24 protein-coding genes and 2 riboswitches are annotated in these 26,236 nt (G+C 74.3%); of the genes, 10 read left to right on the top strand and 14 right to left on the bottom strand.

Translation table 11 applies throughout. The annotated features are described in order from the left end of the window. Positions 1–6: 6 nt before the first annotated feature. From CR165_RS17630 to CR165_RS17610, 5 genes are all read right to left on the bottom strand, one after another. Positions 7–315 carry an AtpZ/AtpI family protein gene (locus CR165_RS17630; RefSeq protein WP_109518258.1) on the bottom strand — a complete coding sequence of 103 codons (309 nt, stop codon included), beginning with the start codon at positions 313–315 and terminating at the stop codon, positions 7–9. A gap of 63 nt (positions 316–378) precedes the next feature. After that, positions 379–2,715 (bottom strand): putative bifunctional diguanylate cyclase/phosphodiesterase, encoded by a 2,337-nt coding sequence (locus CR165_RS17625; RefSeq protein ID WP_146201937.1) that lies wholly within the window; start codon positions 2,713–2,715, stop codon positions 379–381. Between the two features lie 104 nt (positions 2,716–2,819). Then, positions 2,820–3,350, bottom strand: a complete 531-nt coding sequence (locus CR165_RS17620) for an oxidoreductase (RefSeq protein WP_146201936.1) — start codon at positions 3,348–3,350, stop codon at positions 2,820–2,822. A gap of 73 nt (positions 3,351–3,423) precedes the next feature. Further along, positions 3,424–7,590: a chromosome segregation SMC family protein gene (locus CR165_RS17615; RefSeq protein WP_245906547.1), complete on the bottom strand. Its 4,167-nt coding sequence runs from the start codon at positions 7,588–7,590 to the stop codon at positions 3,424–3,426. Then, a complete protein-coding gene (locus tag CR165_RS17610; protein WP_109518255.1) occupies positions 7,587–8,213 on the bottom strand; it encodes a DsbA family protein in 627 nt (208 codons plus the stop codon). The genes CR165_RS17615 and CR165_RS17610 overlap by 4 nt, the downstream gene beginning before the upstream one ends. Before the next feature lie 306 nt (positions 8,214–8,519). Here CR165_RS17610 and CR165_RS17605 point away from each other — a divergent pair, with 306 nt between their 5' ends. Beyond that, positions 8,520–9,824: a solute carrier family 23 protein gene (locus CR165_RS17605; protein WP_109518254.1), complete on the top strand. Its 1,305-nt coding sequence runs from the start codon at positions 8,520–8,522 to the stop codon at positions 9,822–9,824. A gap of 101 nt (positions 9,825–9,925) precedes the next feature. Then, complete coding sequence (locus CR165_RS17600; RefSeq protein ID WP_109518253.1) at positions 9,926–10,486, top strand: DinB family protein; 561 nt, start codon at positions 9,926–9,928, stop codon at positions 10,484–10,486. Here the strand turns inward: CR165_RS17600 and CR165_RS17595 are convergent. Continuing rightward, positions 10,483–11,037, bottom strand: a complete 555-nt coding sequence (locus CR165_RS17595; protein WP_109518324.1) for a DUF721 domain-containing protein — start codon at positions 11,035–11,037, stop codon at positions 10,483–10,485. The genes CR165_RS17600 and CR165_RS17595 overlap by 4 nt on opposite strands. Before the next feature lie 2 nt (positions 11,038–11,039). On the opposite strand from CR165_RS17595, the gene CR165_RS17590 reads away from it, so the two are divergent. From CR165_RS17590 to CR165_RS17580, 3 genes are all read left to right on the top strand, one after another. Next, positions 11,040–12,116 carry an A/G-specific adenine glycosylase gene (locus tag CR165_RS17590; protein ID WP_245906545.1) on the top strand — a complete coding sequence of 359 codons (1,077 nt, stop codon included), beginning with the start codon at positions 11,040–11,042 and terminating at the stop codon, positions 12,114–12,116. Between the two features lie 46 nt (positions 12,117–12,162). After that, positions 12,163–12,699, top strand: coding sequence for a biotin transporter BioY (locus CR165_RS17585; protein ID WP_109518251.1), 537 nt, complete (start codon positions 12,163–12,165; stop codon positions 12,697–12,699). Positions 12,700–12,788: 89 nt separating this feature from the next. Then, positions 12,789–13,028: a DUF3072 domain-containing protein gene (locus tag CR165_RS17580; RefSeq protein WP_109518250.1), complete on the top strand. Its 240-nt coding sequence runs from the start codon at positions 12,789–12,791 to the stop codon at positions 13,026–13,028. 87 nt (positions 13,029–13,115) lie between these two features. On the opposite strand, the gene CR165_RS17575 is transcribed toward CR165_RS17580, so the two are convergent. The 3 genes from CR165_RS17575 to CR165_RS17565 all read right to left on the bottom strand — a co-directional run bounded on the left by CR165_RS17575 (position 13,116) and on the right by CR165_RS17565 (position 15,439). Next, positions 13,116–14,207 (bottom strand): site-specific DNA-methyltransferase, encoded by a 1,092-nt coding sequence (locus CR165_RS17575; RefSeq protein WP_109518249.1) that lies wholly within the window; start codon positions 14,205–14,207, stop codon positions 13,116–13,118. 92 nt (positions 14,208–14,299) lie between these two features. Further along, complete coding sequence (locus CR165_RS17570; protein ID WP_109518248.1) at positions 14,300–14,917, bottom strand: ribonuclease HII; 618 nt, start codon at positions 14,915–14,917, stop codon at positions 14,300–14,302. A 66-nt stretch (positions 14,918–14,983) separates the two neighbouring features. Beyond that, positions 14,984–15,439 carry a GNAT family N-acetyltransferase gene (locus CR165_RS17565; protein WP_109518247.1) on the bottom strand — a complete coding sequence of 152 codons (456 nt, stop codon included), beginning with the start codon at positions 15,437–15,439 and terminating at the stop codon, positions 14,984–14,986. A gap of 80 nt (positions 15,440–15,519) precedes the next feature. Here CR165_RS17565 and CR165_RS17560 point away from each other — a divergent pair, with 80 nt between their 5' ends. Both CR165_RS17560 and CR165_RS17555 read left to right on the top strand, forming a co-directional pair. Then, positions 15,520–16,647: a DNA topoisomerase IB gene (locus CR165_RS17560; RefSeq protein ID WP_245906543.1), complete on the top strand. Its 1,128-nt coding sequence runs from the start codon at positions 15,520–15,522 to the stop codon at positions 16,645–16,647. 31 nt (positions 16,648–16,678) lie between these two features. Then, positions 16,679–17,629 (top strand): DUF2891 domain-containing protein, encoded by a 951-nt coding sequence (locus CR165_RS17555; RefSeq protein WP_109518246.1) that lies wholly within the window; start codon positions 16,679–16,681, stop codon positions 17,627–17,629. Between the two features lie 81 nt (positions 17,630–17,710). Here CR165_RS17555 and CR165_RS17550 read toward each other — a convergent pair whose 3' ends face one another. From CR165_RS17550 to CR165_RS17530, 5 genes are all read right to left on the bottom strand, one after another. After that, positions 17,711–17,914: a YgaP family membrane protein gene (locus CR165_RS17550; protein ID WP_109518323.1), complete on the bottom strand. Its 204-nt coding sequence runs from the start codon at positions 17,912–17,914 to the stop codon at positions 17,711–17,713. 151 nt (positions 17,915–18,065) lie between these two features. Continuing rightward, the gene (gene gcvP / locus CR165_RS17545; protein WP_109518321.1) at positions 18,066–20,966 is read right to left on the bottom strand and encodes an aminomethyl-transferring glycine dehydrogenase; all 2,901 of its coding nucleotides are present in this window, start codon (positions 20,964–20,966) and stop codon (positions 18,066–18,068) included. Positions 20,967–20,977: 11 nt separating this feature from the next. Then, positions 20,978–21,355 carry a glycine cleavage system protein GcvH gene (gene gcvH / locus CR165_RS17540; protein ID WP_109518245.1) on the bottom strand — a complete coding sequence of 126 codons (378 nt, stop codon included), beginning with the start codon at positions 21,353–21,355 and terminating at the stop codon, positions 20,978–20,980. A 12-nt stretch (positions 21,356–21,367) separates the two neighbouring features. Beyond that, a complete protein-coding gene (gene gcvT, locus CR165_RS17535) occupies positions 21,368–22,483 on the bottom strand; it encodes a glycine cleavage system aminomethyltransferase GcvT (RefSeq protein WP_245906541.1) in 1,116 nt (371 codons plus the stop codon). A 48-nt stretch (positions 22,484–22,531) separates the two neighbouring features. After that, positions 22,532–22,627: riboswitch (glycine riboswitch) on the bottom strand. 3 nt (positions 22,628–22,630) lie between these two features. Further along, a riboswitch (glycine riboswitch) is annotated at positions 22,631–22,721 on the bottom strand. 83 nt (positions 22,722–22,804) lie between these two features. Then, positions 22,805–23,359, bottom strand: a complete 555-nt coding sequence (locus tag CR165_RS17530) for a hypothetical protein (protein ID WP_109518244.1) — start codon at positions 23,357–23,359, stop codon at positions 22,805–22,807. Positions 23,360–23,470: 111 nt separating this feature from the next. Between CR165_RS17530 and ispH the strand changes: the two genes are divergently transcribed. From ispH to rnhA, 3 genes are all read left to right on the top strand, one after another. After that, positions 23,471–24,415: a 4-hydroxy-3-methylbut-2-enyl diphosphate reductase gene (gene ispH / locus CR165_RS17525; protein WP_109518319.1), complete on the top strand. Its 945-nt coding sequence runs from the start codon at positions 23,471–23,473 to the stop codon at positions 24,413–24,415. A 158-nt stretch (positions 24,416–24,573) separates the two neighbouring features. Beyond that, positions 24,574–25,551, top strand: coding sequence for a homoserine kinase (locus CR165_RS17520; protein WP_109518243.1), 978 nt, complete (start codon positions 24,574–24,576; stop codon positions 25,549–25,551). Then, positions 25,541–26,020: a ribonuclease HI gene (gene rnhA, locus CR165_RS17515; RefSeq protein ID WP_109518242.1), complete on the top strand. Its 480-nt coding sequence runs from the start codon at positions 25,541–25,543 to the stop codon at positions 26,018–26,020. Before CR165_RS17520 ends, rnhA begins: the two co-directional genes overlap by 11 nt. Positions 26,021–26,236 lie beyond the last annotated feature (216 nt).

Genomic DNA, 26,236 nt, shown 5'->3' with positions numbered 1-26,236 from the left:
CCGGTGCTACTTGCGCGCGCCTGTCCGGGGGTTGAACAGCCGATAGACGTTCATCACCCCGGCGACACCACCCACCACGAAGAAGACCATGAAGAGCCAGGGAAAACTGCCAAGCCAGCGGTCAAGCAACCAACCGAGCCCGGCGCCGGCGATCAGGGCGGAAACCACCTCGACGCCAGCCCGCATGCCGATCTGCAACGCGCCGCCGGGAAGGGCGTTGGAGCCCTCGCCGCCAGCCTTGTCAGCACCCTTCTCCAGACCCTGGCGTTGCCGGGCCTGCTTCAGGCGCTCGTTGAAATCGTCGCGTTCGTTCACCCTTGCTCCTGCGGTCCCCCCGCCGGAAGGCTGGACGGCTCGTAAGGGGGCGTTCATGGGGTGTCAAGGGCATGACGCATTGCGGCCGGCCAGCTCGACCGGCCGCGGCACCGCCCCGCGGCGGTAGAGCGCCGCGATCTCGGCCGCCGGCATGGGGCGGCCCAGCAGGAATCCCTGCGCCACGTCGCAGCCCAGCTGGCGCAGCACGGCGAGTTGCTCCGCCGTCTCCACCCCCTCCGCCACCACCCGCACGCCGAGGCCGCGCGCCAGCCGCAGGATGGTGTCGACGATCCAGCGGCTGTTGCAGTTCTCGGGGTGCAGCTCGCGCACGAAGGTGCGGTCCACCTTCAGCACGTCGAAGGGCAGGTGCTGGAGATAGCCGAGCGAGGAGTAGCCGGTGCCGAAATCGTCCAGCGCCACGCGCACGCCCAGCCGGTGCAGCGCCTCCAGCGCCAGCTGCGCCGCCTCCGCGCTATGGATGAAGACGCCTTCCGTCAGCTCGATCTCCAGCAGGCGCGGCTGCACCCCGCCCTCCTCCAGCGCCGCCGCCACCATCCGCACCGCCTGTTCGCCGGCGAAGAGATTGGCGGAGAGGTTGACCGCCACCGGCACCTCCAGCCCCTCCTCCTGCCAGCGCCGGATCTGCCGGCAGGCCTGCCGCAGCACGTAGCGGCCCAACGCCTCGGCCATGCCGGATTCCTCGGCCAGCGGCACGAAGCGGGCGGGGGAGATGGGGCCGCGCACCGGGTGGTTCCAGCGCAGCAGCGCCTCGCAGCCCACCGGCCCCAGCGAGGCGATGGAGAATTTCGGCTGGTAGACCAGCGCCAGCGCCTCCGCCCGCAGGGCTTCGGCCAGTTCCAGCGCAAGCTGCCGGCGCTCCTGCAGCGCCTCCTCCATGGCCGGGTCGAACAGCACGGCGCGGCCCCTTCCCTCCGCCTTGGCGCGGTAGAGGGCGATGTCGCTGCGCTGCTGCAGCACCGCGGCGCTCCTGCCATGCTCCGGGCCGAGCACGGTGCCGACGCTGATCCCCGAATGCAGGGGGCGCCCCTCGAGGTGGAAGGGCTCGGCCATCGCCCGCACCAGCCGCGCCGCCAGCTCCCGCGCCTCGGACGCGTCGGGGACGCCGGGCTGGATCACCGCGAACTCGTCGCCGCTGATGCGGGCCAGCATGTCCCCCGGCCGCAGGCAGCCCAGCATGCGCATGGCCGCGGCCTGTAGCAGCTGGTCGCCGGCCGGGTGGCCCAGGCTGTCATTCACCGCCTTGAAGTTGTCGATGTCGATGCCGTGCAGGGCGAAGCCGCCATCTCCCCCGGCCAGCGCCTGGGCCAGCGTCCTGTTCAGCCGCTCGCCGAACAGCAGCCGGTTGGGCAGGCCGGTCAGCACGTCGTGCTCGGCCATGTGCCGCACCCGCTCCTCGGCCATCTTCCGGTCGGAGATGTCGAGGGAGACGAAGACCACCCGCCCGGGCGCCCCGTTGCCGTCATCCACCGCCACGGCGGTGCCGAGCAGGGCGCGCTGCTGCCCGCCCTGGTCCGTCATCGCCCGCTCCAGGAAGGGCAGCGGGCCTTCGCAGGCCAGCGCCTGTGGCAGCCGCTCCAGATCCCCCGGCGGCAGGCCCAGCGCCTCCGGCCGCCGCCCGATCACCGACGCCTCGCTGACGCCGTGGAAGCGCGCATAGGCCTCGTTGACGAAGAGGTGCCGGCCCTGCGGGTCGAAGACGCTGATCATGGCGGGCAGGCTGTTCATCAGCGCGAGCAGCGTGCGCTCCGCCTCCGCCTGCCGGGCCATGGCGGCGCGGGCGCTGGTCAGGGACCGGTGCGCCCGGCGCGATTCCAGCGCCAGCATCAGGATCAGCAGCGCCACCGACACCAGCAGCCCGACCGCGCAGAACAGGAACAGCCATTTCAGGCCGCGCAGGTCGCCGAGCAGATGGTCCACGGCCTGGCGCTGCTCCAGGTGCAGGTGGCGGTTGGTGTCGTGCAGCTGGTCCCGGAGTCGGGCCAGGGTCGGCTCGATCCGCCCCACCGCCGCAGGATCGCCCGCCATCAGGGCCCGCAACGCCACCTCCATGGCGTCGAGGTCGCGCAGCATGGCCGGCGCCAGTGCGTGCAGCCGTTCCATGTTGGCGTATTCCTCGGGACCATCGCCGCTCTGCAGCAGGATGATGCGGCTGTAGAGCACCTCGAACTGCTCCTCCAGCCGCTCGGCGTCCAGCCGGCCGCCCAGGTATTGGTGCAGGTTGCTCTCGAACTGCGCCGCCTCCAGGGCGGCGTTGCTGCTCAGCCAGAGGGCGCTGCGCCGGACCTTGGCTTCATGGCGGTACTTCCCGGGAAGATGCGCCAGCGAAGCGCCGAGGGAGATGACGAACAGCAGCGCCGTCAGGCCGAGGCCGAGACGCACGAGGCGCCGCCCCTGCCACAGCCAGCGCAGCAGGCCCCTCCCGCCGGTGTGTCCCTGCCCGGCCCCGCCTTTCGCCGCAGGCCCGCCGGCGTGCGGCGGCACCGCTACACCGCCTCGATGCTGCGCAGCTGCCAGATGGACCGCTCATAGAAGAGCGGCCTCTGCAGCGCCGGCCGCTCCGACCACGGATAGACCAGCCAGACCGGCCCGCGGTCGCGCACCCGCATCGGCTCGCCATCCAGCCGGGTGGCCAGGACGGCGCCGTGCCGCGCGCCGTCCTCGCGTGGCACCACGATCTGGTAGCGGTTGATGGCGGTGCAGCGCAGGGTCTCGCCTCCGGCCTGCACCGCCGCCAGCAGCCGTTCCAGCGGCACGCCGGAGAAGTTCTGCGGCCCCTGCGTCCAGGGCGTCTCGGTCCGCAGGGCGACAAGGCCGAGCGCTTCCAGCCGGGAGAGGGAGAATGGGTGCGCTCCGCCTTCGGCCGGGGCCACCCGCCCGGAGACGCTGAGGATCACCCGGCTCTCCACCGCGCCGTCCGGAGCCGCGGCCTGCGCCTGCGCGCACCCGCTACCGGCCAGCCGGAGCCCTGGAACGAGCAGACCGGGAGCCAGGAACAGGGCTTCGCGACGCAGCATGATCTCGCCTTTCGGTGTGGCGCCCACTCCAGGCCCCCGGATGGCAAGCTACCCGCCTTCATTCAAGAACGCGTTAACTTGTGCCTTCCACCATGTCCACCGCCGCCTCGAGATCCACGGAGAGCAGCCGGCTGACGCCACGCTCCTGCATGGTCACGCCATAGAGGCGGTGCATGCGGGCCATGGTCAGCGGGTGGTGCGTCACCACCAGGAAGCGGGTACCGGATTCGGCGGCCATCGCCTCCAGCAGGCCGCAGAGCCGCTCCACATTGGCGTCGTCCAGCGGCGCGTCCACCTCGTCCAGCACGCAGACCGGCGCCGGCTGGCAGCGGAATACCGCGAAGACCAGGGAGAGCGCCGTCAGCGCCTGCTCGCCGCCCGAGAGCAGCGAGAGGGTGGCGAGCTTCTTGCCGGGCGGCTCGGCATAGATCTCCAGCCCCGCCTCCAGCGGGTCGTCCGAGCCGACCAGCGCCAGATGCGCCCGCCCGCCGCCGAACAGCTTGCCGAACAGCGCCCGGAACTCGGCATCCACCCGGTCGAACACGGCGCGCAGCCGCTCCCGCCCCTCGCGGTTCAGGTGGCCGATCGAGCCGCGCAGCTTGGCGATGGCGGCACCGATCTCCTCACGGTCGCCATCGATGGCGCCGATGCGCTGATCCACCTCCGCCATCTCCTGGTCGGCGCGCAGGTTGACCGGGCCCATATCCTCCCGCTCCTTGGCCAGCCGCTCGGCCTTGCGGCGGGCACGCTCCTCGGCGGCCTCGGAGAGGTCCCCGGGCGGCGGCGGCAGGGCGGGCGCGTCGCCCAGCCGCTCGGCCAGGCGCTGCGCCACGGCGGCGGCGGCGGCCTCCGCCTGCTGCGCCGCGGCCTCGGCGCGCAGCTGCGCCTCGCGTGCGGCGGCAAAGGCGGTGTCGGCGCGGCGGCGGGCCTCGGCGGCCTCGCGGTCCTCCGTCTCGGCGGCGCGCAGGCGGGTGGCGGCGGCGGCGTGCTCGGCCTCCGCCTCGGCCAGCAGCCGGGCGGCGGCGGCGCGGCGGGCGGCCGCCTCCTCCGGCGCGGCGGCGGCGGCCTCGCGCACCGCCTCGGCCTCGGCGGCGCGCTGGCGCAGCGCCTCCAGCCGCGCGGACGCCTCGGCCTCGCGCCCGGCCCAGGATTCGCGCTCGGCGCCGATCGCCGACAGCCGCGCGGCGGCGCGCTCGCCCTCGGCCGCCAGGGCGGCGGCGGCGTCGCGCGCGGCGGCGGCGCGGGCACGGGCCTCGGCCTGGCCCTGGCGGGCCGCCTCCACCGCCCGGCGCAGGGCGGCGAGGTCGGGCGCGCCGGCCAGCGCCGCCCCGGCCGCTTCGAGCAGGCGTTCCGCCTCGGCGCGTTCCTCGGCGGCGTGGGCGAGCTGCGGCGCCAGCGCGGCCAGCCGGCTTTCCGCCTGGGCGGCGCGGCTGGCCAGCCGGCTCTCCTCGGCGCGCGCCGCCTCCAGGGCGGCCTCGGCCTTGCGGCGGGCGTCGCGGGCGGCGGTTTCCTCCGCCTGGGCGGCGGCCTCGGCGCGCGCCGCCTCGTCCCGCGCGGCGCGGGCGGCGGCCGGGTCGGGCAGCGTGGCCAGTGTGGCGGCGGCGGCCTCGCGCGCGGCCTCGGCGGCGCGCAGCTCCGTCTCCAGCCGCTCGATCTGCGGCCCCAGCATGGCGAGCCGGCCCTCGGCCCGGGCGGCGGCGGCGGCGAGGCGGGATTCCGCCTCCCGTGCCCGCGCCAGGGCGGTCTCGGCGGTGGCGCGGGCGGCGCGGGCGGCACCCTCGGCCTGGGCGGCGCGCGCCTCCTCGTCGCGCGCGGCCTCGGCGGCGGCGGCGGCGGTGCCGGCGGCGGCGGCGGCCTGCTCCAGCGCGGCCTCGGCGGCGCGCAGGCGGTTGCGCTGCGTCAGCCGCACCGCGCCCGCGCTCGGCGCGCCGGCACGGGCGCAATGCCCGTCCCAGCGCCACAGCGCGCCCTCGGCGGAGACCAGGCTCTGGCCGGGGCGCAGGCGTGGCAGCAGCGCCTCGCCCGTGGCCTCGTCCGGCACCAGCCCCACCTGGGAGAGGGCGCGCGCCAGGACGGGCGGCGCCTCCACCCGCGCGGCGAGCGGCTCGGCCCCCTCCGGCAGGGCCGGCGCGGCATCGAGCGGCGGCAGGTCGCGCCAGTGGCGCGGCGCGGCGGCGTCGGCCGGGCTGTCCAGCGCCTCGCCCAGCGCGGCGCCAAGCGCGGCCTCCAGCCCCGGCGGCACGGTGATGGCGTCCAGCACCGGCGCGGCGGCGCGCGGCGCGCGGGCGCGCAGCAGGTCGGCCAGGCCCTGCCGCTCGGCGGCGGCGCGGGCGCGGGCGGCCTCGGCGGTGCTGGCGGCGGCGCGGGCGGCGGAATGGTCGGCGGCGGCCGTGGCGCGCGCGGCCTCGGCGCCGGCCAGGGCGGCACGGGCGGCGGCGAGCGCGGCCTCGGCCTCGGTGGCGGCCGTGGCGGCGGCGGTCAGCGCCTCCGGCGCGGGGCGCTCGGCGGCGGCGGCGTCGCGCTCGCGGGCGAGCCGCGCCACCTGCTCCGCCACCTGGCGCGCGCGGGCGGCGGCGGCATCGCGCTCCCCGGTGGCGCGGGCGCGGGCGGCGTCGGCCTCGGCGCTGGCGCGGCGGGCGGTGGCGTGCGCCTCCTGCGCGGCGGCGCGGGCGGCCTCGGCCTGCTCCAGCCGGGCGCGGGCGGCGGCCAGGGCCTGGGCGGCGGCGTCATGCGCGGCGGCGGCGGCGGCGGTGGCCTCCGGCGCCACGCGGGCCGCCTCGGCCTCCGCCTGCTGCGCGGCGAGCGAATCCTGCTGCTGCGCCAGCCGCGCCGCGCGCTGCCGCGCCGCGCCCAGCTCCGCCTCGCGCCGTCCGGCCTCGGCGGCGGCCTCGGCGGCGGCCTGCGCGGCCTGGTCGGCGGCGGCCTCGGCGGCCTCGGCGGCGGCGGCGGCCTCCTGCCGGGCGGCCTCGGCCTCGGCGGCGCGGCGCGGCAGGCTGTCGCGCAGGGTCTCCAGCGTGCCGGCCTCGGCGGCGAGCCGCGCCCCGGCGGCGGCGGCATCCCCGGCCAGCCGGCCGGCATGGCCGAGATCGTCGCGCAGCTGCGCCAGGCGGCCCTCGGCCTCCTCCAGCGCGGCGCGGGCGCGGCGCTCCTCCGCCTCCAGCCCCTCCTGCTCGACGCGGCGGCGCTCCAGCGCGGTGCGCGAGACGGCCTCGGCCTCGCGCGGCTCCGGCAGGGCGCGCTCGGCGGCGAAGGCGCGGGTGGCGGCGGCGGCGGCTTCCTGCTCGGCGCCGCGGGTCGCGGCCAGGGCGGCCTTGTGGGCGGCCCGGCCGCCCTCCAGCGCCTGGGCGGCGCGCGCCACCAGCAGGGCGAAATACTCTGCCTCGGCCTCGCGCGTCATGCCGGAGAGGTTGCGGTAGCGCGCCGCCTGCCGGGCCTGCCGCTGCAGCGACTGGCGCTGCACCTCGAGCTGGCCCTTCAGGTCGTCGGCGCGGGTCAGGTTGGTCTCGGCCTGGCGCAGCTTCAGCTCGGCCTCGTGCTTGCGGGCGCGCAGCCCGGCGATGCCGGCGGCCTCCTCCAGCACCTGCCGCCGCTCCTCGGGCCGGGCGGCGATCAGCGCCGCCACCTTGCCCTGGCTGACCATGGCGGAGGAGCGCGCGCCGGAGCCGATATCGGCGAACAGCGTCTGCACGTCGCGCCCGCGCACCTCGCGGCCGTTGAGGCGGAAGCCGGTGCCCTCCCCGCGCACGATGCGGCGGGTGATCTCCAGCTCGGCGGCGGACTGGTTGGGCGGCGGCGCCAGGCCGGAGGCATCCTCCAGCAGCAGCGTCACCTCGGCCTGGTTGCGCCCCGCCCGCGTGGCGGTGCCGGCGAAGATGACGTCGTCCATCTCGCCGCCGCGCATGGCGCGGGCATTGGTCTCGCCCATCGCCCAGCGCAGCGCCTCGACGACGTTGGACTTGCCGCAGCCATTGGGGCCGACGATGCCGGTGAGCCCCGGCAGCACCTCGAGGGTGGTGGGCTCGGCGAAGGATTTGAAGCCGGCGATGCGCAGCCGCGTCAGCGTGGCGCGCAGCGCGGCGGCGCGCGCGGCGGCCTCCTGCCCGGGGTCGCGCGGGGTGGCGGGGGCGGCTTCACTGGCCGGGCCCATCTCCGGTCCCATCTCCCGCCCGGGCAGCGTCACGCCGTCCGGGGTCTCGTCGGCGGGGGGGCGGCCCCCCGCCATGTCCAGCCGCTCGGTCAAGCGCCGGAGGCTTCGCCGACGAGCTGGGCGAAGCGGTCATAGGGCAGCGCGCCGGGCACCACCTTGCTGCCGAAGACGAAGCTCGGGGTGGAGCTGACATTGTGCTCCTGCTCGGCCTTCAGCCGGCCTTCCAGGATGGCGCGGCGCAGCCCCTGGTCGGCGATGGCGGCGTCCACCTGAGCGCGGGAGAGGCCGGCGAGCGCGGCGATCTTGGCGATCTCGGCCACGTTGTCGGCGCCGCGGGCGAAGGCCCAGCGGTCCTGGCTGGCCAGCAGCGCGCCGATGAAGCCCTCATAGCGCTCGGCCGGCAGGGCGCGGGCCACCTGGGCGGCGGCGAGCGCCAGCTGGTCGAGCGGGAAGTCGCGCCACACCATGCGCATCTTGCCGGTGCCGACGAGCTCCTTCTTCACCTGCGGCCAGGTGTCGCGGTGGAAGGCGGCGCAGTGCGAGCAGGTGAGCGAGAAATACTCGATCACCGTCACGGGCGCCGTCTCCGGGCCGGTGGCCCGCTCGCCGAGGCTGATGGGCGCGGCGGCGCCCCCTCCCTGCGCGGCGGCGGCCAGCGGCGCCAGCGGAAGCAGGGCGGCCGGAGCCAGCATCAGCGTGCGGCGGGTGAGCGACATGGAGCCTCCTGTGGCGTCATGGGGCGAACGGCGCGCGGCGGGTGCCCCGGGTGCGGCGGCGCGGTTCCGCCGTCTCTACAGCAGAACACGCCCGCAAGGCGATTCCGGGCAAGGCGGTCCCGGGCAAGGCGATCCCGCGCGGCGGGCCGGCCGCGGATGACCCAGCAGATGACGCGGCGGCGCGGGCCTGTCCATCGGCTGTTGCACTTCGCCACGCCGCGCGCGCCCGGCGCTTGCGCGCGGAGCGGCTTTGCCCGATGGGGCGGGCGTCACACGCACGAACAAAAGACATTGAGGAGAGGCCCGATGGCCCGCCTGTTTCCCTCCTGGACCCCCGCGCGCGGCCCCGTCGTGGGGCCGGAGGAGCGCCTGCCCGGCGGCGCCATGCTGGCGCTCGGGCTGCAGCATGTCGTCGCCATGTCCGGCGCCACCATCCTCGGCCCGCTGCTGATGGGGTTCGACCCGAACCTCGCCATCCTGTTCTCCGGCATCGGCACGCTGCTGTTCTTCCTCATCACCGGCGGGCGGGTGCCGAGCTATCTCGGCTCCAGCTTCGCCTTCATCGCCGTGGTGGTGGCGGTCACCGGCTATGCCGGCACGGGGCCGAACCCGAACATCGGCCCGGCGCTGGGCGGCATCGTCGCCGCCGGGGCGCTCTACGCGCTGGTGGGGCTGGTGGTGATGCGCGCCGGCACGGGCTGGATCGAGCGGCTGATGCCGCCCGTCGTCACCGGCGCGGTGGGGGCGGCGATCGGGCTGAACCTGGCGCCCGTGGCGGCGCGCGGGGTGGAGGGATCGGCGCCGGAGGTGGTGGTGGGCATCGGCACGCTGCTCGCCGTCAGCCTGCTCGCCGTCTATGCGCCGCAGGGGCTGCGCCGCGTCTCCATCCTGGGCGGCACGGTGGCGGGCTACCTGCTGCACCTGCTGCTGGCCAACGGCCTCGGCCTCGGCACGCCGGTCGATTTCGGGGGGCTCGCCGCGGCGCCCTGGTTCGGCCTGCCGCGCTTCCAGGCGCCGGTGTTCGAGGCCGGGGCGATGCTGCTGATCGCCCCCGTCGCCATCATCCTGATCGCGGAGAATCTCGGGCACATCAAGGCGGTGGGCGCCATGACGGGGGTGAACATGGACCGCCACATGGGCCGCGCCTTCCTGGGCGACGGCGTGGCCACCATGCTGGCCGGCAGCGGCGGCGGCACGGGCGTCACCACCTATGTCGAGAATATCGGCGTGATGGCGATGACGCGGGTCTATTCGACGCTGATCTTCGTCGTCGCCGCGCTGTTCGCCATCGCGCTCGGCTTCTCGCCCAAGTTCGGCGCCCTGCTGCAGACCGTGCCGAAGCCGGTGCTGGGCGGCCTCGCCGTCGCCGTGTTCGGCCTGATCGCCGCCGCCATGGCGCGCATCTGGGTGGACAACAAGGTGGATTTCTCCGACCCGCGCAACCTGCTCACCGTGGGCGTCACCCTGATCGCCGGCGCGGGCGACCTCACCCTCCGCTTCGGCGGCTTCGCGGTGGGCGGCATCGGCACGGCGACGCTGGCGGCGATCGGCCTCTACCAGCTGCTCGGGCTGCGGCGCGGCGCGGCGGCGGAGGACCGCGCGCGGCACTGAGGCGGGGCCGCCGCCCCCTTCCCCGCCTCAACCGCTTGTCGGGTGCGCCGGGGGCGCGGCGCGGGGCATGGTCGGCCTTCCTTCAGACGGAGGTGCCTTCCATGCCGCCTTCCCAGTGCCTGACGTTCCGCGCCCTGGCCTACAACAATGCCTGGGCCAATCACCGCCTGCTCGCGGCCTGCGCCGGGCTGGGCCAGGACGCCTTCGAGGCGCCGCGGACCGGCTTCTTCCCCTCGATCCGCGCCACCCTGAACCACATCCTGGTCATCGACCGCTTCTATGTGGACGCGCTCGAGGGCGGCACGCTCGGCCCCGCCGCCTGGGCGGACCCGCTGCCCTGCCCCACCCTGGCGGATCTGCGGCCCGCGCAGGCGGCGGTGGACCGGCGGCTGATCGCCTTCTGCGAAGCCCTCGCGCCGGACGGGCTGGCGGCGGTGACGCGGGTGCACCGGCAGGGCCATGTGCAGGAGGAGCGGACCGACCGGCTGCTGCTGCACCTCTTCCTGCACCAGGTGCATCATCGCGGCCAGGCGCATGCCATGCTGAGCGGCACCGGCGTGCCGCCGCCGCAGCTCGACGAGTTCTTCGCCGCCGGGGAGGCGCCGCTGCGGGCGGCGGAGTTCGCCGCGCTGGGCTGGCGCGAGGAGACGGTGTGGGGCTAGCGCTTCGGCCCGCCGCCCTGGCGGCGATAGACGCCCTGCCCCAGCCGGGCCAGGGCGGCGCGCAGCTCGGGGTCCTCGATGCCGTCCAGCGCCGTGCTCACCGGCTGCGGCAGCGCCACCGGGGCGGGCTTCGGCGCCTTGCGGGCGGGGGGCGGCATGCGCAGCTGCACCAGCCGCAGCCGCTCCACCACCCGCTGGCCGAGCGCGACGTTCACCCGCTCGATCAGCTGCGGCGCCAGGTATTGCAGCTCCATCGCCATCGGCCCGGCGCAGCCCAGGGTCAGCGTGCCGCCGACCAGCTTCTGCGGCATGCTCTGCGCCGCCAGCACGGGGCCGACGATCTCCGGCCAGTCCGTCATCAGGTGCGTGGCGGCCGGGCTGCGGCGGCGGAACACCGGCCGGGTCAGCTTCGGCAGCAGGGTGGAGAGCGGGCGCGGGCCGCGGTCCGCCCGCCAGCCGGGCGGCTCGTCCCGCCGCGCCGTGTCGTTGCGCGCCGTGTCGTTCCGGGCGGGGGGGCTTGATCCGCGTGGCGCTTCGTCGTCTTGCTGCATCCGTGCTGCCCCCTGACCCCCTGCCCTCTGCCGGCGACCTGCTCGCCTGGTACGACCGCCACCGCCGCGCCCTGCCCTGGCGGGAAGCCGCGCGCGATCCCTACCGTATATGGCTCTCCGAAGTCATGTTGCAGCAGACCACCGTGGCCGCCGTGGCGCCGCGCTGGCGGCGCTTCCTGGCACGATTCCCGACGGTGGCGGCGCTGGCCGCGGCGCCGTGGGAGGCGGTGGCCGAGGAATGGGCCGGGCTCGGCTACTACGCCCGCGCCCGCAACCTGCATGCCTGCGCCCAGGCGGTGGTGGCGCGCGGCGGCTTCCCCGACACGGTGGAGGGGCTGCGCGCCCTGCCCGGCATCGGCGCCTACACCGCCGCCGCCGTGGCCGCCATCGCCTTCGGCCGGCCCGTGGTGCCGCTGGATGGCAATGTGGAGCGCGTCACCGCCCGCGTCGCGGCGGTGGAGGAGGCGCTGCCGGGCGCCCGCCCGCGCCTCGCCGCGCTGGCGCAGGGCTGGATGGCGCAGGCGCCGGCGCGGGAGCGGCCGGCGGATTTCGTGCAGGCGCTGTTCGACCTCGGCGCCACGATCTGCGTGCCGCGCAGCCCGGCCTGCGTGCTCTGCCCCTGGCAGGCGGGGTGCGCGGGGCGGATCTCCGGCATCGCCCCCCTGCTGCCGCGCAAGGCGCCGAAGCCGGCGCGGCCGCTCAAGCGCGGCGTGCACTTCCTGCTCAGCGATTCGGCGGGACGCCTGCTGCTGCGGCGCCGGCCGCCAAGCGGGCTGCTCGGCGGCATGCTGGGGATTCCCGGCACGCCCTGGCGGGAGGAAGGCTGGAGCACGGAGGAGGCCATGGCCCACGCGCCGCTGGCCTCCGCCAACTGGCGCGCCCTGCCCGGCGAGGCGAAGCACGGCTTCACCCATTTCGAGCTCCGCATGGCGCTGCTGGCCGCCACCCTGCCGCCCGGCGCGGCCGTGGAGGGCGAGTGGCTGACCCCGGCCGCCGCCGCGCAGGCCCTGCCGGGGGCGATGCAGCGGCTGCTGGCGCTTGCCGAGGCCGCCGGCGCCGTGGCAAGCGATACCGCATGACCGCCCGCACCGGGCGGCCAGCAAAAAGACTTCCGGGACGCCCCGCATGATGCAGATGACCGCCACCCGCGCCCGCGCCGGGTTCACCTTCCTTGCCTATGCGCTGCTCGGCTCGGCCGTGATGGCCGCCTCGGCGCAGATCACCCTGCCGATGTGGCCGGTGCCCGCCACGCTGCAGTCGCTTGCGGTGCTGCTGATCGGCGCGCTGGCCGGGCCGCGCCTCGGCGCCGCCGCGCTGCTGGCCTATCTGGCGGAAGGCGCGATGGGCCTGCCGGTCTTCGCCGGCGGCGCCGCCGGCCCGGCCGCGCTGATGGGCCCCACCGCCGGCTTCCTGGCCGGCTTCGTGCTCTCCGCCTGGCTGGCGGGCTTCACGCCGCGCGCCGGGCTGCTGCGCCAGGGCGGCGTGCTGCTGGCGGCGCATCTGGCGATGTTCGTCCCCGGCGTGCTGTGGCTCTCGGGTTTCGTCGGGCTGGAGCGCGCGCTGATGGCGGGCTTCGTGCTGTTCATCCCCGGCACGGTGGTGAAGACGGCGCTGGCGCTGGCCACGCTGCGCGCCACCCAGGGCACCCTCCGCCGCGCCTGACCGCATCCGGAGGCGGCGCAACCCGCGCCGCCTCCCCGGCGTTTCCATCGGGAACAGGCCATGAACATATGCGCCTGAGGAGAAGACCGATGGCCAAGACTCCCGAGAACGATCCGAAGCAGGCGACCGAGAGCACGCCCGGCAACACGGTGAAGGACCCGTCCGACTGGACGACGGGCGACGAGAGCATGACCGGTGCCCAGGCCAGCTACCTCAAGACGCTGAGCGAGGAAGCGGGCATCGATTTCGACGAGACGCTGAGCAAGGCCGAGGCCTCGAAGCGCATCGACGAGCTGCAGGCCAAGACCGGTCGCGGCCGCGACCACTGACCGTGCCGGCGCCGCCAGCGTCCCCCGAAAACTGACAGAAAAAAGGTGCGGGGGTCCGGGGGAGAATTCCTTCTCCCCCGGCCTTCCTCAGGTCCCGAGGCTCGCCGCCACTTCGCTCCGCAGCTCGTCGAGCAGCCGCAGCGTGCCGTCCCGCCGCTCCAGGTGCCAGAACAGCCAGCCATTGCAGGAGGGTGCCTCCTGCACGGCGGAGCCGACCTGGTGGATCGAGCCATGGGCCTTGCCGCAGCGGATGGAGCCGTCGGCGTTCACCTCCGCCTCGAAGCGGCGGTGCCGGTCGGTCAGGCGGGCGCCGGGCGGCACCAGGCCGCGCTCCACCAGCGTGCCGAAGGGGATGCGCGGCTGCTCGCGCTTGGTCGGCATCACCAGCATGGCGCTTTCCGACAGCGGCTGGATCGCCTGGATGCGGGCGCGCGCCGCGGCGGCATAGCCCGGGTCGCGCTCGATGCCGATGTAGCGGCGGCCGAGGCGGCGGGCGACGGCGGCGGTGGTGCCGGTGCCGAGGAAGGGGTCGAGCACCACGTCGCCCGGCGCGGTGCAGGAGAGGATGACCCGGTGCAGCAGCGCCTCGGGCTTCTGCGTCGGGTGCAGCTTGTCGCCCTTGGCGTCGCGCAGCCGCTCATGTCCGGTGCAGAGCGGGATGAACCAGTCCGAGCGCATCTGCACGTCGTCGTTCAGCGACTTCATGGCGGTGTAGTTGAACTTGTAGCGGCTCTCCTGGCCGCGGCTCGCCCAGATCAGCGTCTCGTGCGCGTTGGTGAAGCGCCGGCCGCGGAAGTTCGGCATCGGGTTGGCCTTGCGCCAGATGACGTCGTTCAGGATCCAGAAGTCGAGATCCTGCAGCGCGACGCCGAGGCGGAAGACGTTGTGGTAGCTGCCCATCACCCAGATGGTGCCGTCCTTGCGCAGCACGCGGCGCGCCTCTGTCAGCCAGGCGCGGGTGAAGGCGTCGTAGGCGGCGAGATCGGAGAAGCGGTCCCAGGAATCGTCCACGCCATCGACCACGCTCTCATCCGGCCGCCGCAGCTGGCCCTTGAGTTGCAGGTTGTAGGGCGGATCCGCGAAGATGGCATGCACCGAGGCCGGCGGCAGCGCGCGCAGCATCTCGATGCAATCCCCTTCCAGGATGCAGTCCACCGGCAGATCCAGCCCCGTCCCCACGCCCGCGAAACCCCTCAGCGACTCGAGGGCCGACAATGCGCGGGCCGGAGTCGCGCCGTCAAGCGGGCCGAGTCGCGGTTTCTTTCAGCAGCCTAGAGAAGGGCGAGCTGATCCACCGGCGCGAAGCCCCGGCGGTGATGCGGGCAGGGCCCGAGCTTCAGCAGCGCGGCGCGGTGCGCCGCCGTGGGGTAGCCGGCATGGCGGGCGAAGCCATAGCCCGGCCAGCGCCCGTCCAGCCGCGCCATGGCGCGGTCCCGCGTCACCTTGGCCAGGATCGAGGCGGCGGCGATGGAGAGGCTGAGGCTGTCCCCCTTCACCACGCAGCGCACCTCGCAGGGCAGGCGCGGCGGCTGGTTGCCGTCGACCAGCGCCACATCCGGCACGGTGGCCAGCCGCGTCACGGCCCGCAGCATGGCCAGGTGCGTGGCGCGGAGGATGTTGATGCGGCCGATCTCGGCGGCGCTCGCCGCGCCGATGCCGAATTCCAGCACCCCCGCCCGGGCGGCGGCGCGCAGCACGGTGCAGGCGGCCTCGCGCCGCGCCGGGTCGAGCTTCTTGCTGTCGTCCAGCAGCATGGCCAGCGTTTCGGGCGGCTCGCCGTGGAACAGCACGGCGGCGGCCACGACGGGTCCCGCCAGCGGGCCGCGCCCGGCCTCGTCCACCCCTGCCACGCGGCCGCCCGCCGCCCGCTCCAGCGCGTAGTCCGGCATTCCGCCGAGGCTCCCATCCCATGCCCGCCGCCCGGCATAGGGCGCGCGGGCACGCGCCCGCAAGGCTCAGAGCTTGATGTCGTAGGTCTTCCACGGCGTGAGCTGCGCCACCCGGTCATAGACGGCGCGGCCACGGTAGTTGTCCTCGGCCGTGATCCAGCGGATCACGCTCCAGCCCCGGGCGCGGCCGACATCGGCCACCGCGCCGATCAGCGCATCGGCCACGCGCTGGCCGCGCGCCGAGGGATCGACGAACAAATCGTCCAGGAAGCCGCCCGTGCTGGCCGAAAGCGGGCGGGCGAAGGGGCGGTAATGCGTCAGGCCCACCGCCTTCCCGTCGGCGTCCAGGGCCAGGAAGCCCTTCACCTCATGCGCCGGGTCCTGCAGCCAGGACCAGACGCGGTCGCGCATCTCCGGCGTCTGCGCCACGCGGTAGAAGGCGGCGTAGCCCTGGTAGAGACGGTCCCAGTCGGCGCGGCGGTCGGTCCCGGGCGGCAGGATGCGCAAGGCGGTCTCGGTCATGGCGGCAAGCTCCTGGCGGAACCGGAGGCCGGTGCCGCGCGTTGTTCTGGCTCCGCCCGTGCAGAAGGCGAAGCTTAACCATGCTGACGCAGACCCAGGCCGAGGTCGAGACACCCCGCTCCGGCGGCCCCCGCCCGAAGGTCCCCTCCCCCTCGCCCGACATGCCGCGCATCGCCGGCCTGCGCTACGTCTCGGACGAGACGCCGGGCCTGACGCGCCGCCGCAGCGGCAAGGGCTGGAGCTTCCGCGACGCCCGGGGCGCCCCGGTGAAGGACAAGGCGGTGATCGCCCGGCTGCGCGCCCTGGCCGTGCCGCCGGCCTGGACGGAGGTGTGGCTCTGCCCGCACGCCAATGGCCACATCCAGGCCACGGGGCGGGACGCCAAGGGCCGCAAGCAGTACCGCTACCACCCCGAGTGGCGCGCCGCGCGGGACGCGACGAAGTACCGCCACATCCTGCATTTCGCCCGCATCCTGCCGGCCCTGCGGGCGCGGGTGGAGCAGGACATGGCGGCACGCGGCCTGGGGCGGGAGAAGGTGCTGGCCACCGTGGTCCACCTGCTGGACACCACCCTCATCCGCGTCGGCAACGAGGATTACGCGCAGGCCAATGGCAGCTACGGCCTGACCACCCTGCGCGACCAGCATGTGGATGTGCGCGGGGATGCGATGCGCTTCGCCTTCCGCGGCAAGAGCGGCAAGGAATGGAAGCTCTCGCTGCGCGACCGGCGCGTGGCGCGCGTGGTGCGCGCCTGCCAGGACCTGCCCGGCCAGGACCTCTTCCAGTACCGCGACGAAGCGGGCGAGCTGCAGGGCATCGATTCGGCCGACGTGAACGAATATCTCCGCGAGGCCACGGGCGAGGACATCACCGCCAAGGATTTCCGCACCTGGGCCGGCACGGTGCTGGCCGCCATGGCGCTCTCCGAGTTCGCGGCCTTCGACAGCCAGGCGGCCGCCAAGCGCAACATCCGCGCGGCGGTGGAGCGTGCCGCCGCGCGGCTCGGCAACACCCCCACCATCTGCCGCCAGTGCTACATCCACCCCGAGGTGCTGGACGGCTACCTCCAGGGCGGCCTGCTGGTGCAGGTGAAGCGCGAGGTGGATGCCGAGCTGCGCGAGGACATCTCCGCCCTCAAGCCGGAGGAGGCGGCGGTGCTGGTCTTCCTGCGCCAGCGCCTGGGCGAGGCGGCGAAGCAGGCGGCGTGACAACGGGCCGGCGGGGCGGCACTCTCCGGCCATGCAGCTCACCGAAGACCTCGCCAGCCGCTTCGCGCGCATCGCGCTCGGCCATGTGGAACGGGAATACCCGAACAAGATCGCCCACGCCCTGGCGGGGCCGGAGGATGCCGGCACGCCGCGCCAGCTCTACCCGGTGTTCTTTGGCAGCTTCGACTGGCATTCCTGCGTGCATGGCTACTGGATGCTGGCGCATCTGCTGGCACGCTTCCCCTCGATGGAGCCGGCGGAGGACATCCGCGCCCTCTTCGCCCGCAATCTCACCCCGGAGAAGATCGGCGGCGAATGCGCCTACCTCGCCCGGCCGCTCTCGCGCGGCTTCGAGCGGCCCTATGGCTGGGCCTGGGCGCTGAAGCTCTGCGCCACCCTGCGCGGCACGCCCTGGGAGGCCGCCGTGGCGCCGCTGGGCGCTGTCATCGAGCAGCGCTTCCGCGACTTCCTGCCCAAGGCGACCTATCCGGTGCGGGTGGGGACGCATTTCAACACCGCCTTCGCCCTGCGCCTCGCCGCCGATTACGCGGATGCCGGCTTCCTGGCCCTGCTGCGCGACACCGCCCGCCGCTGGTACGGCGCCGACCGCGACGCCCCCGCCTGGGGCGAGCCTTCGGGGGACGATTTCCTCTCCGGCACGCTGATCGAGGCGGAGGCGATGCGCCGCCTGCTGCCGCCGGAGGAGTTCGCCCCCTGGTGCCGCGCCTTCCTGCCGCGCCTGGCGCAGCGCGAGCCGGCGGCGCTCTTCACCTCCGCCACGGTCAGCGACCGCAGCGACGGCAAGATCGCGCATCTGGACGGTCTGAATCTCAGCCGCGCCTGGTGCTGGCGCGGCCTGGGGCAGAAGCGGGCCGCGGAAGCCCATCTGGCGGCCGGCCTGCCGCATGTGGCGGGCGACTACATGGGCGAGCACTGGCTGGCCAGCTTCGCCGTCCTGGCCCTGGAGGAGGGCGGCGGGTGATGCCCGCCCGCCGGCCCTTCCGCCTCCCCTCCACGCCCCGGGGAACAGGCGGGACCAGGGCCGGACGGCCGCGGCGTGCCGTCAGGCGAAGCCGGGCTTCGAGGGCAGGCCGCTCCTCTTGAGCAGGGCGACGACCGGGCAGAGGCCGGTGAAGGAGGCCTGCACCAGATGGGCGCCCATCAAGCCGGTCAGCCAGAGCCACCGGATGTCGTGATAGACTGCCAGGAGCACGCTCCCCAGCACCACGACACCGACGACCAGCAGGATCATCCGTTCGAGGGTCATGTCCGCCTCCTTCATGCCCAGAAGGCCAAATGAAGGCACAGCGACCGTTCCGGATCAACAAGGATTTCCGGCCGGGAGGGCGCCAGGGGCCGCCCGGCCCCCGGCAGCGGCCGAAGGAGGGCCGGGGGAAGCCGCGCTTCCCCCGGACGCGTCACTCCGCCGCCTGGGCGTAGTCCTCCAGCGGCGCGCAGGTGCAGACCAGGTTGCGGTCGCCATAGACGTTGTCCACCCGCTTCACGGGGGGCCAGTACTTGTGGGCGGCCACGTAGGGCAGCGGGAAGGCCGCCTCCTGCCGGCTGTAGGGGTGCGTCCACTCCGTGGCGGCGATCTCGCCGGCGGTGTGGGGCGCATTCTTCAGCGGGTTGTCGGCGCGGTCCATGCGGCCCTGCTCCACCGCGCGGATCTCGCCACGGATGGCGATCATCGCGTCGCAGAACCGGTCCAGCTCGGCCTTGGTCTCGCTCTCGGTGGGCTCCACCATCAGCGTGCCGGCCACCGGCCAGGACATGGTCGGCGCGTGGAAGCCATAGTCCTGCAGGCGCTTGGCGATGTCCTCGACCAGCACGCCGCCGCCCTGCTGGAAGCCGCGGCAGTCCAGGATGCACTCATGCGCCACCATGCCGCGCGCGCCCTTGTAGAGCACGGGGAAGTGCCCCTCCAGCCGCCGCGCGATGTAGTTGGCGTTGAGGATGGCGACCTGCGTCGCCCGCGTCAGCGCCTCCGGCCCCATCATGCGGATATAGGCGTAGCTGATGGGCAGGATGGAGGCGCTGCCGAAGGGCGCGGCCGAGACGGGGCCATAGCCCGTGGCGGGGCCGGCCTCGGCCAGCAGCGGGTGGTTCGGCAGGTGCGGCGCCAGATGCGCCGCCACGCCGATCGGGCCGACGCCCGGGCCCCCGCCGCCATGCGGGATGCAGAAGGTCTTGTGCAGGTTCAGGTGGCAGACATCGGCGCCGATCCGGCCGGGGGCGGTCAGGCCCACCTGCGCGTTCATGTTGGCGCCGTCCATGTAGACCTGCCCGCCAGCCGCGTGCACCGCCTCGCAGATGCGGATGATTTCCTCCTCGAACACGCCATGCGTCGAGGGATAGGTGACCATCAGCGCGGACAGCTTCTCCGCGTGCTGCGCGATCTTGGCTTCGAGGTCCGCGAGATCGACGTTGCCGTCGCGGTCGCAGCCAACCACCACCACGCGCATCCCCGCCATCACCGCCGAGGCGGGGTTGGTGCCATGCGCCGAGGAGGGGATGAGGCAGATGTCCCGCTGCCCCTCGCCGCGTGCCTTGTGGTAGGCGCGGATGGCGAGCAGCCCGGCATACTCGCCCTGGCTGCCGGCATTGGGCTGCAACGACACCGCCGCGAAGCCGGTGATGGTGGCGAGCCACCCCTCCAGCCGCCGGATCAGCGCGATGTAGCCCGCCGCCTGATCGACCGGCGCGAAGGGATGCAAATTGCCGAAGCCGGGGAAGGTGACCGGGATCATCTCCGCCGTGGCGTTCAGCTTCATCGTGCAGGAACCGAGCGGGATCATGCTGCGGTTCAGCGCGACGTCCTTGTCCTCCAGCGCCTTCAGGTAGCGGAGCATGGCGTGCTCCGCGTGGTGGCTGTTGAACACGTTCGCGGTCAGGAAGTCCGAGCCGCGTGCCAGCGCGGCGGGAATGACGCCCTGTGGCGAAAGCCCGGCCAGCGCCACCGCCTTGCCGCCCACCTGCACCAGGATGGCGACCAGCGTCTCCAGCTCGGCGCGGCTCACCGTCTCGTCCAGCGCGATGCCGACGCCCGTGGCGTCGATGCGGCGCAGGTTGAAGCCGCTGGAGAGGGCCTCGGCCATCAGCGCGTCGGCGCGGGCGCCGGCCTCGATGGCGATGGTGTCGAAGAAGGCGTCGTGCCGCAGCGTGAAGCCGGCGCGCGTGGCGGCATCGGCCAGCAGCCGCGCCTGGAGCGAGACGCGGCGGGCGATGCGGCGCAGCCCCTCCGGCCCGTGCCACACCGCATACATGCCGGCCATCACCGCCAGCAGCACCTGCGCGGTGCAGATGTTGGAGGTGGCCTTCTCGCGGCGGATATGCTGCTCGCGCGTCTGCAGCGCCAGGCGCATGGCCGGGCGCCCGGCGGCATCGACCGAGACGCCGACGAGGCGGCCCGGCATCAGCCGCTTGTAGGCATCCTTCACCGCCATGAAGGCGGCGTGCGGGCCGCCATAGCCCATCGGCACGCCGAAGCGCTGGCTGGAGCCGATGACCACGTCGGCGCCCATCTCGCCCGGCGGCGTCAGCAGCACCAGCGAGAGCGGGTCGGCGCTCACGATGGCCAGCCCGCCCGCCTTCTGCGCGGCGGCGATCTCGGGCGCGATGTCGCGCACCGCGCCGGTGCTGCCCGGATATTGCAGCACCAGGGCAAACGGCTTCTGCGCCTCACAGGCCGCCGCGACCTCCGCCACCGGCACCACGGCCACCGTCAGCCCCAGCGGCTCGGCGCGGGTCTGGATGACGGCGAGCGTCTGCGGGTGGACATCGGCCGCCACCAGCAGGGTGTGGGAGCGGCCCTTGGTGGCGGCCAGCGCGACCGCCATCGCCTCGGCGGCGGCGGTGGCCTCGTCCAGCAGGCTGGCATTGGCCACCGGCAGGCCGGTCAGGTCGCAGACCATGGTCTGGAAGTTGACCAGCGCCTCCAGCCGCCCTTGGGCGATCTCGGCCTGGTAGGGCGTGTAGGCCGTGTACCAGCCCGGATTCTCCAGCACGTTGCGCAGGATGACCGGCGGCACATGGGTGCCATGGTAGCCCAGGCCGATCAGCGAACGGCGCGGCTGGTTCAGCTCCGAGAGGCCGCGCAGCTCGGCGATGGCCTCCGCCTCCGACACCGGAGGAGGCAGATGGGAAAAATCCTGGCCGCGGATGGCGGCGGGGACGGTGCGCTCGGCCAGCGCCTCCAGGTTCTCCACCCCCACCGCCTCCAGCATGGCGGCGATCTCCGCCTCGCCGGGGCCGATATGGCGGGCGGCGAAGGCGCCATGGTCCTCCAGCGCCGCCAGCTCGTCCAGAACCCCGGTCATGCCTGCCCCGGTCATGCCTGGCTGTCCACGAAGGACTGGTAGGCCCCGGCATCCATCAGCGCGTCGATCTCCGCCGTATCGGCCGGCTCGATCTTGAAGAACCAGCCGCCCTCGGTGGGGGCGGAGTTCACCAGGGAGGGATCGTCCGGCAGGGCGGCGTTGACCTCGACGATCTTGCCCGCGATCGGGGCATAGACGTCGGAGGCCGCCTTCACGCTCTCCACCACGGCGATGGCATCGCCCGCCGCCACCTCGCGCCCCACCTCGGGCAGGTCGACGAACACCACGTCGCCCAGCGCCGTCTGCGCGTGGTCGGTGATGCCGATGGTGGCCACGCCACCCTCCAGCCGCACCCACTCGTGATCCTTGGAGAATTTCAGCTCGGCCATCGGGGCAGGTCCTTATCGGGCGTAACGGTGGGGGACGAAGGGGGTGGCGGCGACGCGGGCGGGCAGCGCCTTGCCGCGCACCATCAGCTCGAGCGCCGTGCCATCGGCGGCGTGCGGGCGGGCGACATAGCCCATGGCGCAGGGGCCGTTCAGCGAGGGGCCGAAGGTGCCGCTGGTCACCTCGCCCACCGTCTCGCCCGCCAGGGCGATGGCGGTGTGGGCGCGGGCCGGCTGGCGGCCCTCCGGCAGCAGGCCGATACGCAGGCGGCGGGGGCCGTTGTCCAGCTCCTCCCGCACCCGCCCGGCGCCGGGGAAGTCCCAGGCCATGCGGCGGCGCTTGCCGATGGTCCAGACCAGCGCGGCCTCGACCGGGCTGGTCGTCTCGTCGATGTCGTTGCCGTAGAGGCAGAGGCCGGCTTCCAGGCGCAGCGAATCCCGCGCCCCCAGCCCGGCCGGCACGGCGCCCGGCAGCGCCAGCAGGGCCTTCGCCAGCGCCTCAGCCCGCTCCGCCGGCACGCTGATCTCGACGCCGTCCTCGCCCGTGTAGCCGCTGCGGCTGACCAGCACGGGGATGCCGGCGATCTCCAGCCGCGCCACGCCCATGAAGGGCAGCGCCGCCACGCCGGGCGCCAGCGTCGCCAGCAGCGGCACCGCCTGCGGGCCCTGGAAGGCCAGCAGCGCGCGGTCCTCCAGCCGGTTGAGGCGCACGCCCGCGGGCAGCACCGCCTCGATGGCGGGCAGGTCCACCTGCTTGCGGCTGGCGTTCACCACCAGGAAGAGGCGGCCCTCGCCCAGATTGGCCACCATGAAGTCGTCCAGGATGCCGCCCGATTCGGTGGTCAGCAGCCCGTATTTCTGCCGGCCCGGCTTCAGGATCTGGATGTCGGCCGGCGTCAGGCGCTCCAGCGCGGCGGCCGCGCCCTCGCCCACCAGCTCGGCCTGGCCCATGTGGGAGACGTCGAACAGCGCGGCGCCGGCGCGGGTGGCCAGGTGCTCGGCCAGGATGCCGGCCGGGTACTGCACCGGCATGAGGTAGCCGGCGAAGGGCACCATCTTGCCGCCCAGTTCGCGGTGCAGCGACGCCAGGGGCGTCTCCAGCAGGGGGGTCTCAACCAGGGACTCGGCCACGCAGCCTCCAGCGCCGCGCGAAGGCGGCGGGTCAGGGTTCGTGGCCCCCCTCTGTCCGATGACCTGAGAGATTCAGCGCGGGCGTTGGCGCGCCTTACTCCGTCGGTGCCGAAGCCTGTCTCCAGGCGGCGGGCTTTCCAGAGGTCCCTTCCCCACGCGGCCCTTCTGCCTGAGCGTTTCCGGGGGCCGGTTGCGCCTTCGGCGATGGCAAGCTGCCATTCTCTCCCGCGTGGGATCTGCGGGTGCCGATCCATCTGCCCGAGCGGCCGCCCCGGCGCAAGGGGCGAGAGCGCCGGGCGCGGCGAAATCCTCCCCCCGGCCTCAGCGCGGGCCGCGCGCCCGGTTCAGCGCCAGCTCCTCGGGGCTGAGCACGAAGCCGAGCCAGACCTGCTTGCGCGCCGCCGCCTGCGGGCTGCCGGGGATGCGGACGGTCACTTCCTCCCCCCGGCTCTGGATGCGCGAGACATTGGCCGGGAACTCCACCCGCATGGCATAGGCCTGCCGCGCGAGGATGCGGTTCTCTCCCTCCGCCACCGCCACCATATAGGGGATCTCGGCGGCGCGGCCCGTGGCCGCCGGGCCGCGCTCGGCCGTGAAGGCCGGCGTCAGCGTCACATCCAGCCCAGCCCCTCCGGGCGCGTAGTCGCAGCGCGCCTGGAAGCCGGCGACGGAGGCATTCAGCTCCATGGCCGTCAGGTCCCGCCCGCCCCCGGCGCGGAAGCGCGTCAGGTCCGCGGCATCGGCCAGGATGGCCACGCGCGGGCAGGGCGCCGTCATCTGCGGCAGGGCGCTGCCGCCGCCGCACCCGGCCAGCAGCAGGAGCACGCCGCCCATCGCCGCCATCTTGCCGCTTCGGAGGTTCCGCGCCTTGACCATGCTGCCACTCTTCCTCTTAGTGCCGCGTCCGGATGCCACGGCCCCCTGGCCCGGCACCACCCTGTGAAGCGACCGCCCGTGAACGCCAACGCCCCCATCGGACAGGCCAGCATGACCGTCAAGCCCGCCCTGCATGTCCTGCTCGCCGGCCCGCGCGGCTTCTGCGCCGGTGTGGACCGCGCGATCAAGATCGTCGAGGAATCCCTGCGCCGCTTCGGCGCGCCGGTCTATGTCCGGCACGAGATCGTGCACAACAAGTTCGTCGTGCAGAGCCTGGAGGCGCAGGGCGCCATCTTCGTCGAGGAGCTGGACGAGGTGCCGGCCGACGCGCCGGTGGTGTTCAGCGCCCATGGCGTGCCGAAATCCGTGCCCGCCGAGGCGCGGCGGCGCAACATGGTCTATCTCGACGCCACCTGCCCGCTCGTCTCCAAGGTGCACCGCGAGGCGGAGCGCCACGCCGCCGCCGGCCGGCACATCCTGCTGATCGGCCATGCGGGCCACCCGGAGGTGGTCGGCACCATGGGCCAGCTCGAGCCCGGCACCGTCACGCTGGTGGAGACGGTGGCCGAGGCCGAGACGGTGCGGCCGCCCGAGGGGCCGCTCGCCTTCACCACCCAGACCACCCTCTCGGTGGACGACACGGCGGAGATCGTGGCCACGCTGGCGCGGCGCTTCCCGCATCTCGTGGGGCCGGCCAAGGAGGATATCTGCTACGCCACCACCAACCGCCAGGCCGCGGTCAAGGCGATCGCGGCGCGGTCCGGAATGGTGGTGGTGGTGGGTGCCCCCAACTCCTCCAACAGCGTGCGGCTGCGCGAGGTGGCGGAGCGCGCCGGCTGCCCGCGCGCCATCATGGTGCAGCGCGGGCGGGAGCTGGACCCGGCCCTGGCCGATGGCGTCGCCACCCTCGGCATCACCGCCGGCGCCAGCGCGCCGGACGTGCTGGTGCAGGAGGTGCTGGAGCGGCTGCGCGAGCGCTTCACCCTCACCGTCGAGGAGGTGGTGGTGGCGGAGGAGAGCGTGGTGTTCAAGCTGCCGGCGGCGCTGGCGAAGTAGCGCGCCGCCCGATCGCGGCCCCCGGCAGCAGAACACGGGGCGGAACAGGCGGCGGGGGATTGCCGCGGAGGCCGGGGCGCGGCATTGCGCCCTGTGCGGGCCGTGCCCGTGGCGCGCGGCGGGGGTGCCGGCGGGGGTTTCATCAGAGCGGGGCGCCGATGGCGGTCTATACCGAGGTCTCGGACGAGGCGCTGCGCGCGTTCCTCGCCGATTACGATTTGGGCGAGCTGCTCGCCTTCCGCGGCATCGCCGAGGGGGTGGAGAACAGCAACTACGCGCTGAAGACCAGCGAGGGCGGCGACTTCGTGCTCACCCTCTACGAGAAGCGCGTGGACCCGGCCGAGCTGCCCTGGTTCCTCGGGCTGATGCGCCACCTGGCGGCGCAGGGCGTCTCCTGCCCGCTGCCCGTGGCGGGGCGGGACGGCATCGCGCTGCGCGAGCTGGCCGGGCGGCCGGCGGCCATCTGCACCTTCCTGCCCGGCGTCTGGCCGCGCCGGGTGCGGCAGGAGCATTGCGCGCCGCTCGGCGCCGCGCTGGCCGCGCTGCACGGCGCCGGCGAGGGCTTCCGCGCCGAGCGGCCGAATGGCCTCGGCCCACGCGCCTGGGCACCGCTGCTGGAGCGCTGCCGTGCCGGCGGCGACGCGGTGCAGCCCGGCCTGGTGGCCGAGCTGGAGGGGCATCTGGAGGGCATCCTGCGCGACTGGCCGCGCGGCCTGCCGCGCGGGCACATCCATGCCGACCTGTTCCCCGACAACGTGTTCTTCCTGGAGGAGGAGCGCGGCACCCCCCGCGTCTCCGGCCTCATCGACTTCTACTTCGCCTGCACCGACTACCTGGCCTATGACCTGGCGGTGTGCCTGAACGCCTGGTGCTTCGAGCCGGACCTCGCCTTCAACGTCACCAAGGCCCGCGCCCTGCTCGGCGCCTACCAGGCGATGCGGCCGCTGAGCGCCGCCGAGCTGGAGGCGCTGCCCGTGCTCTGCCGCGGCGCCGCCATCCGCTTCCTGCTGACGCGCCTGTACGACTGGACGCACACCCCCCCCGGCGCGCTGGTGACGCGCAAGGACCCGCTGGAATATCTCCGCCGCCTGCGCTTCCACGCCGCCGCGCGCGATGTTGGCGCCTATGGCCTCTGACCCCTTCCAGGACGCCCCGGCCGAGGCGGCGGAGCGCGTGGTGGAGATCTGGACCGATGGCGGCTGCAAGCCGAACCCCGGCCCGGGCGGCTGGGCGGCCATCCTGCGCTTCGGGAGCGTGGAGAAGGAGCTTTCCGGCTACGACGCCGCCACCACCAACAACCGCATGGAGCTGACCGCCGCCTGCATGGCGCTGGAGGCGCTGAAGCGCCCCTGCACCGTGAAGCTGCACACCGACAGCGAGTATGTGCGCAACGGCATCAGCCGCTGGATCCATGGCTGGGTGCGCAACAACTGGCGCAACGCGGCGAAGGACCCGGTGGCGAATTACGAGCTGTGGCAGCGCCTGCTGGCCGCCGCGAAGCCGCACAAGGTGGAATGGCTCTGGGTGCGCGGCCATGCCGGCGACCCGATGAACGAGCGGGCCGACCAGCTCGCCACCGCCGCCCGCCAGTCGGGCGGGGGCTGAGGTGTGGGAGACCCCATAACCCCATTCTCGCGTCCAACACCCCGCGGGCGCCGCAAGAACAGCCCGGCGGCCGCAGCAAATCCTTACGGTGACCAGCCCCCATCAACTGGTCCGGGCAAGATTTTAGTGGAGCATGGTCAGAGGCGGCGGCGATGAGCCATTGGAACCGGGGTGGGGCACGGGTCTGGCCCTTTCCGGCATGATCACCTCCGGTGC

This window comes from Teichococcus aestuarii (genome assembly GCF_003116135.1).
Lineage (GTDB): Bacteria > Pseudomonadota > Alphaproteobacteria > Acetobacterales > Acetobacteraceae > Pseudoroseomonas > Pseudoroseomonas aestuarii.
The sequence above is the reverse complement of the archived record's forward strand: the minus strand, read 5'-3'. Positions and strand labels throughout refer to the sequence as shown.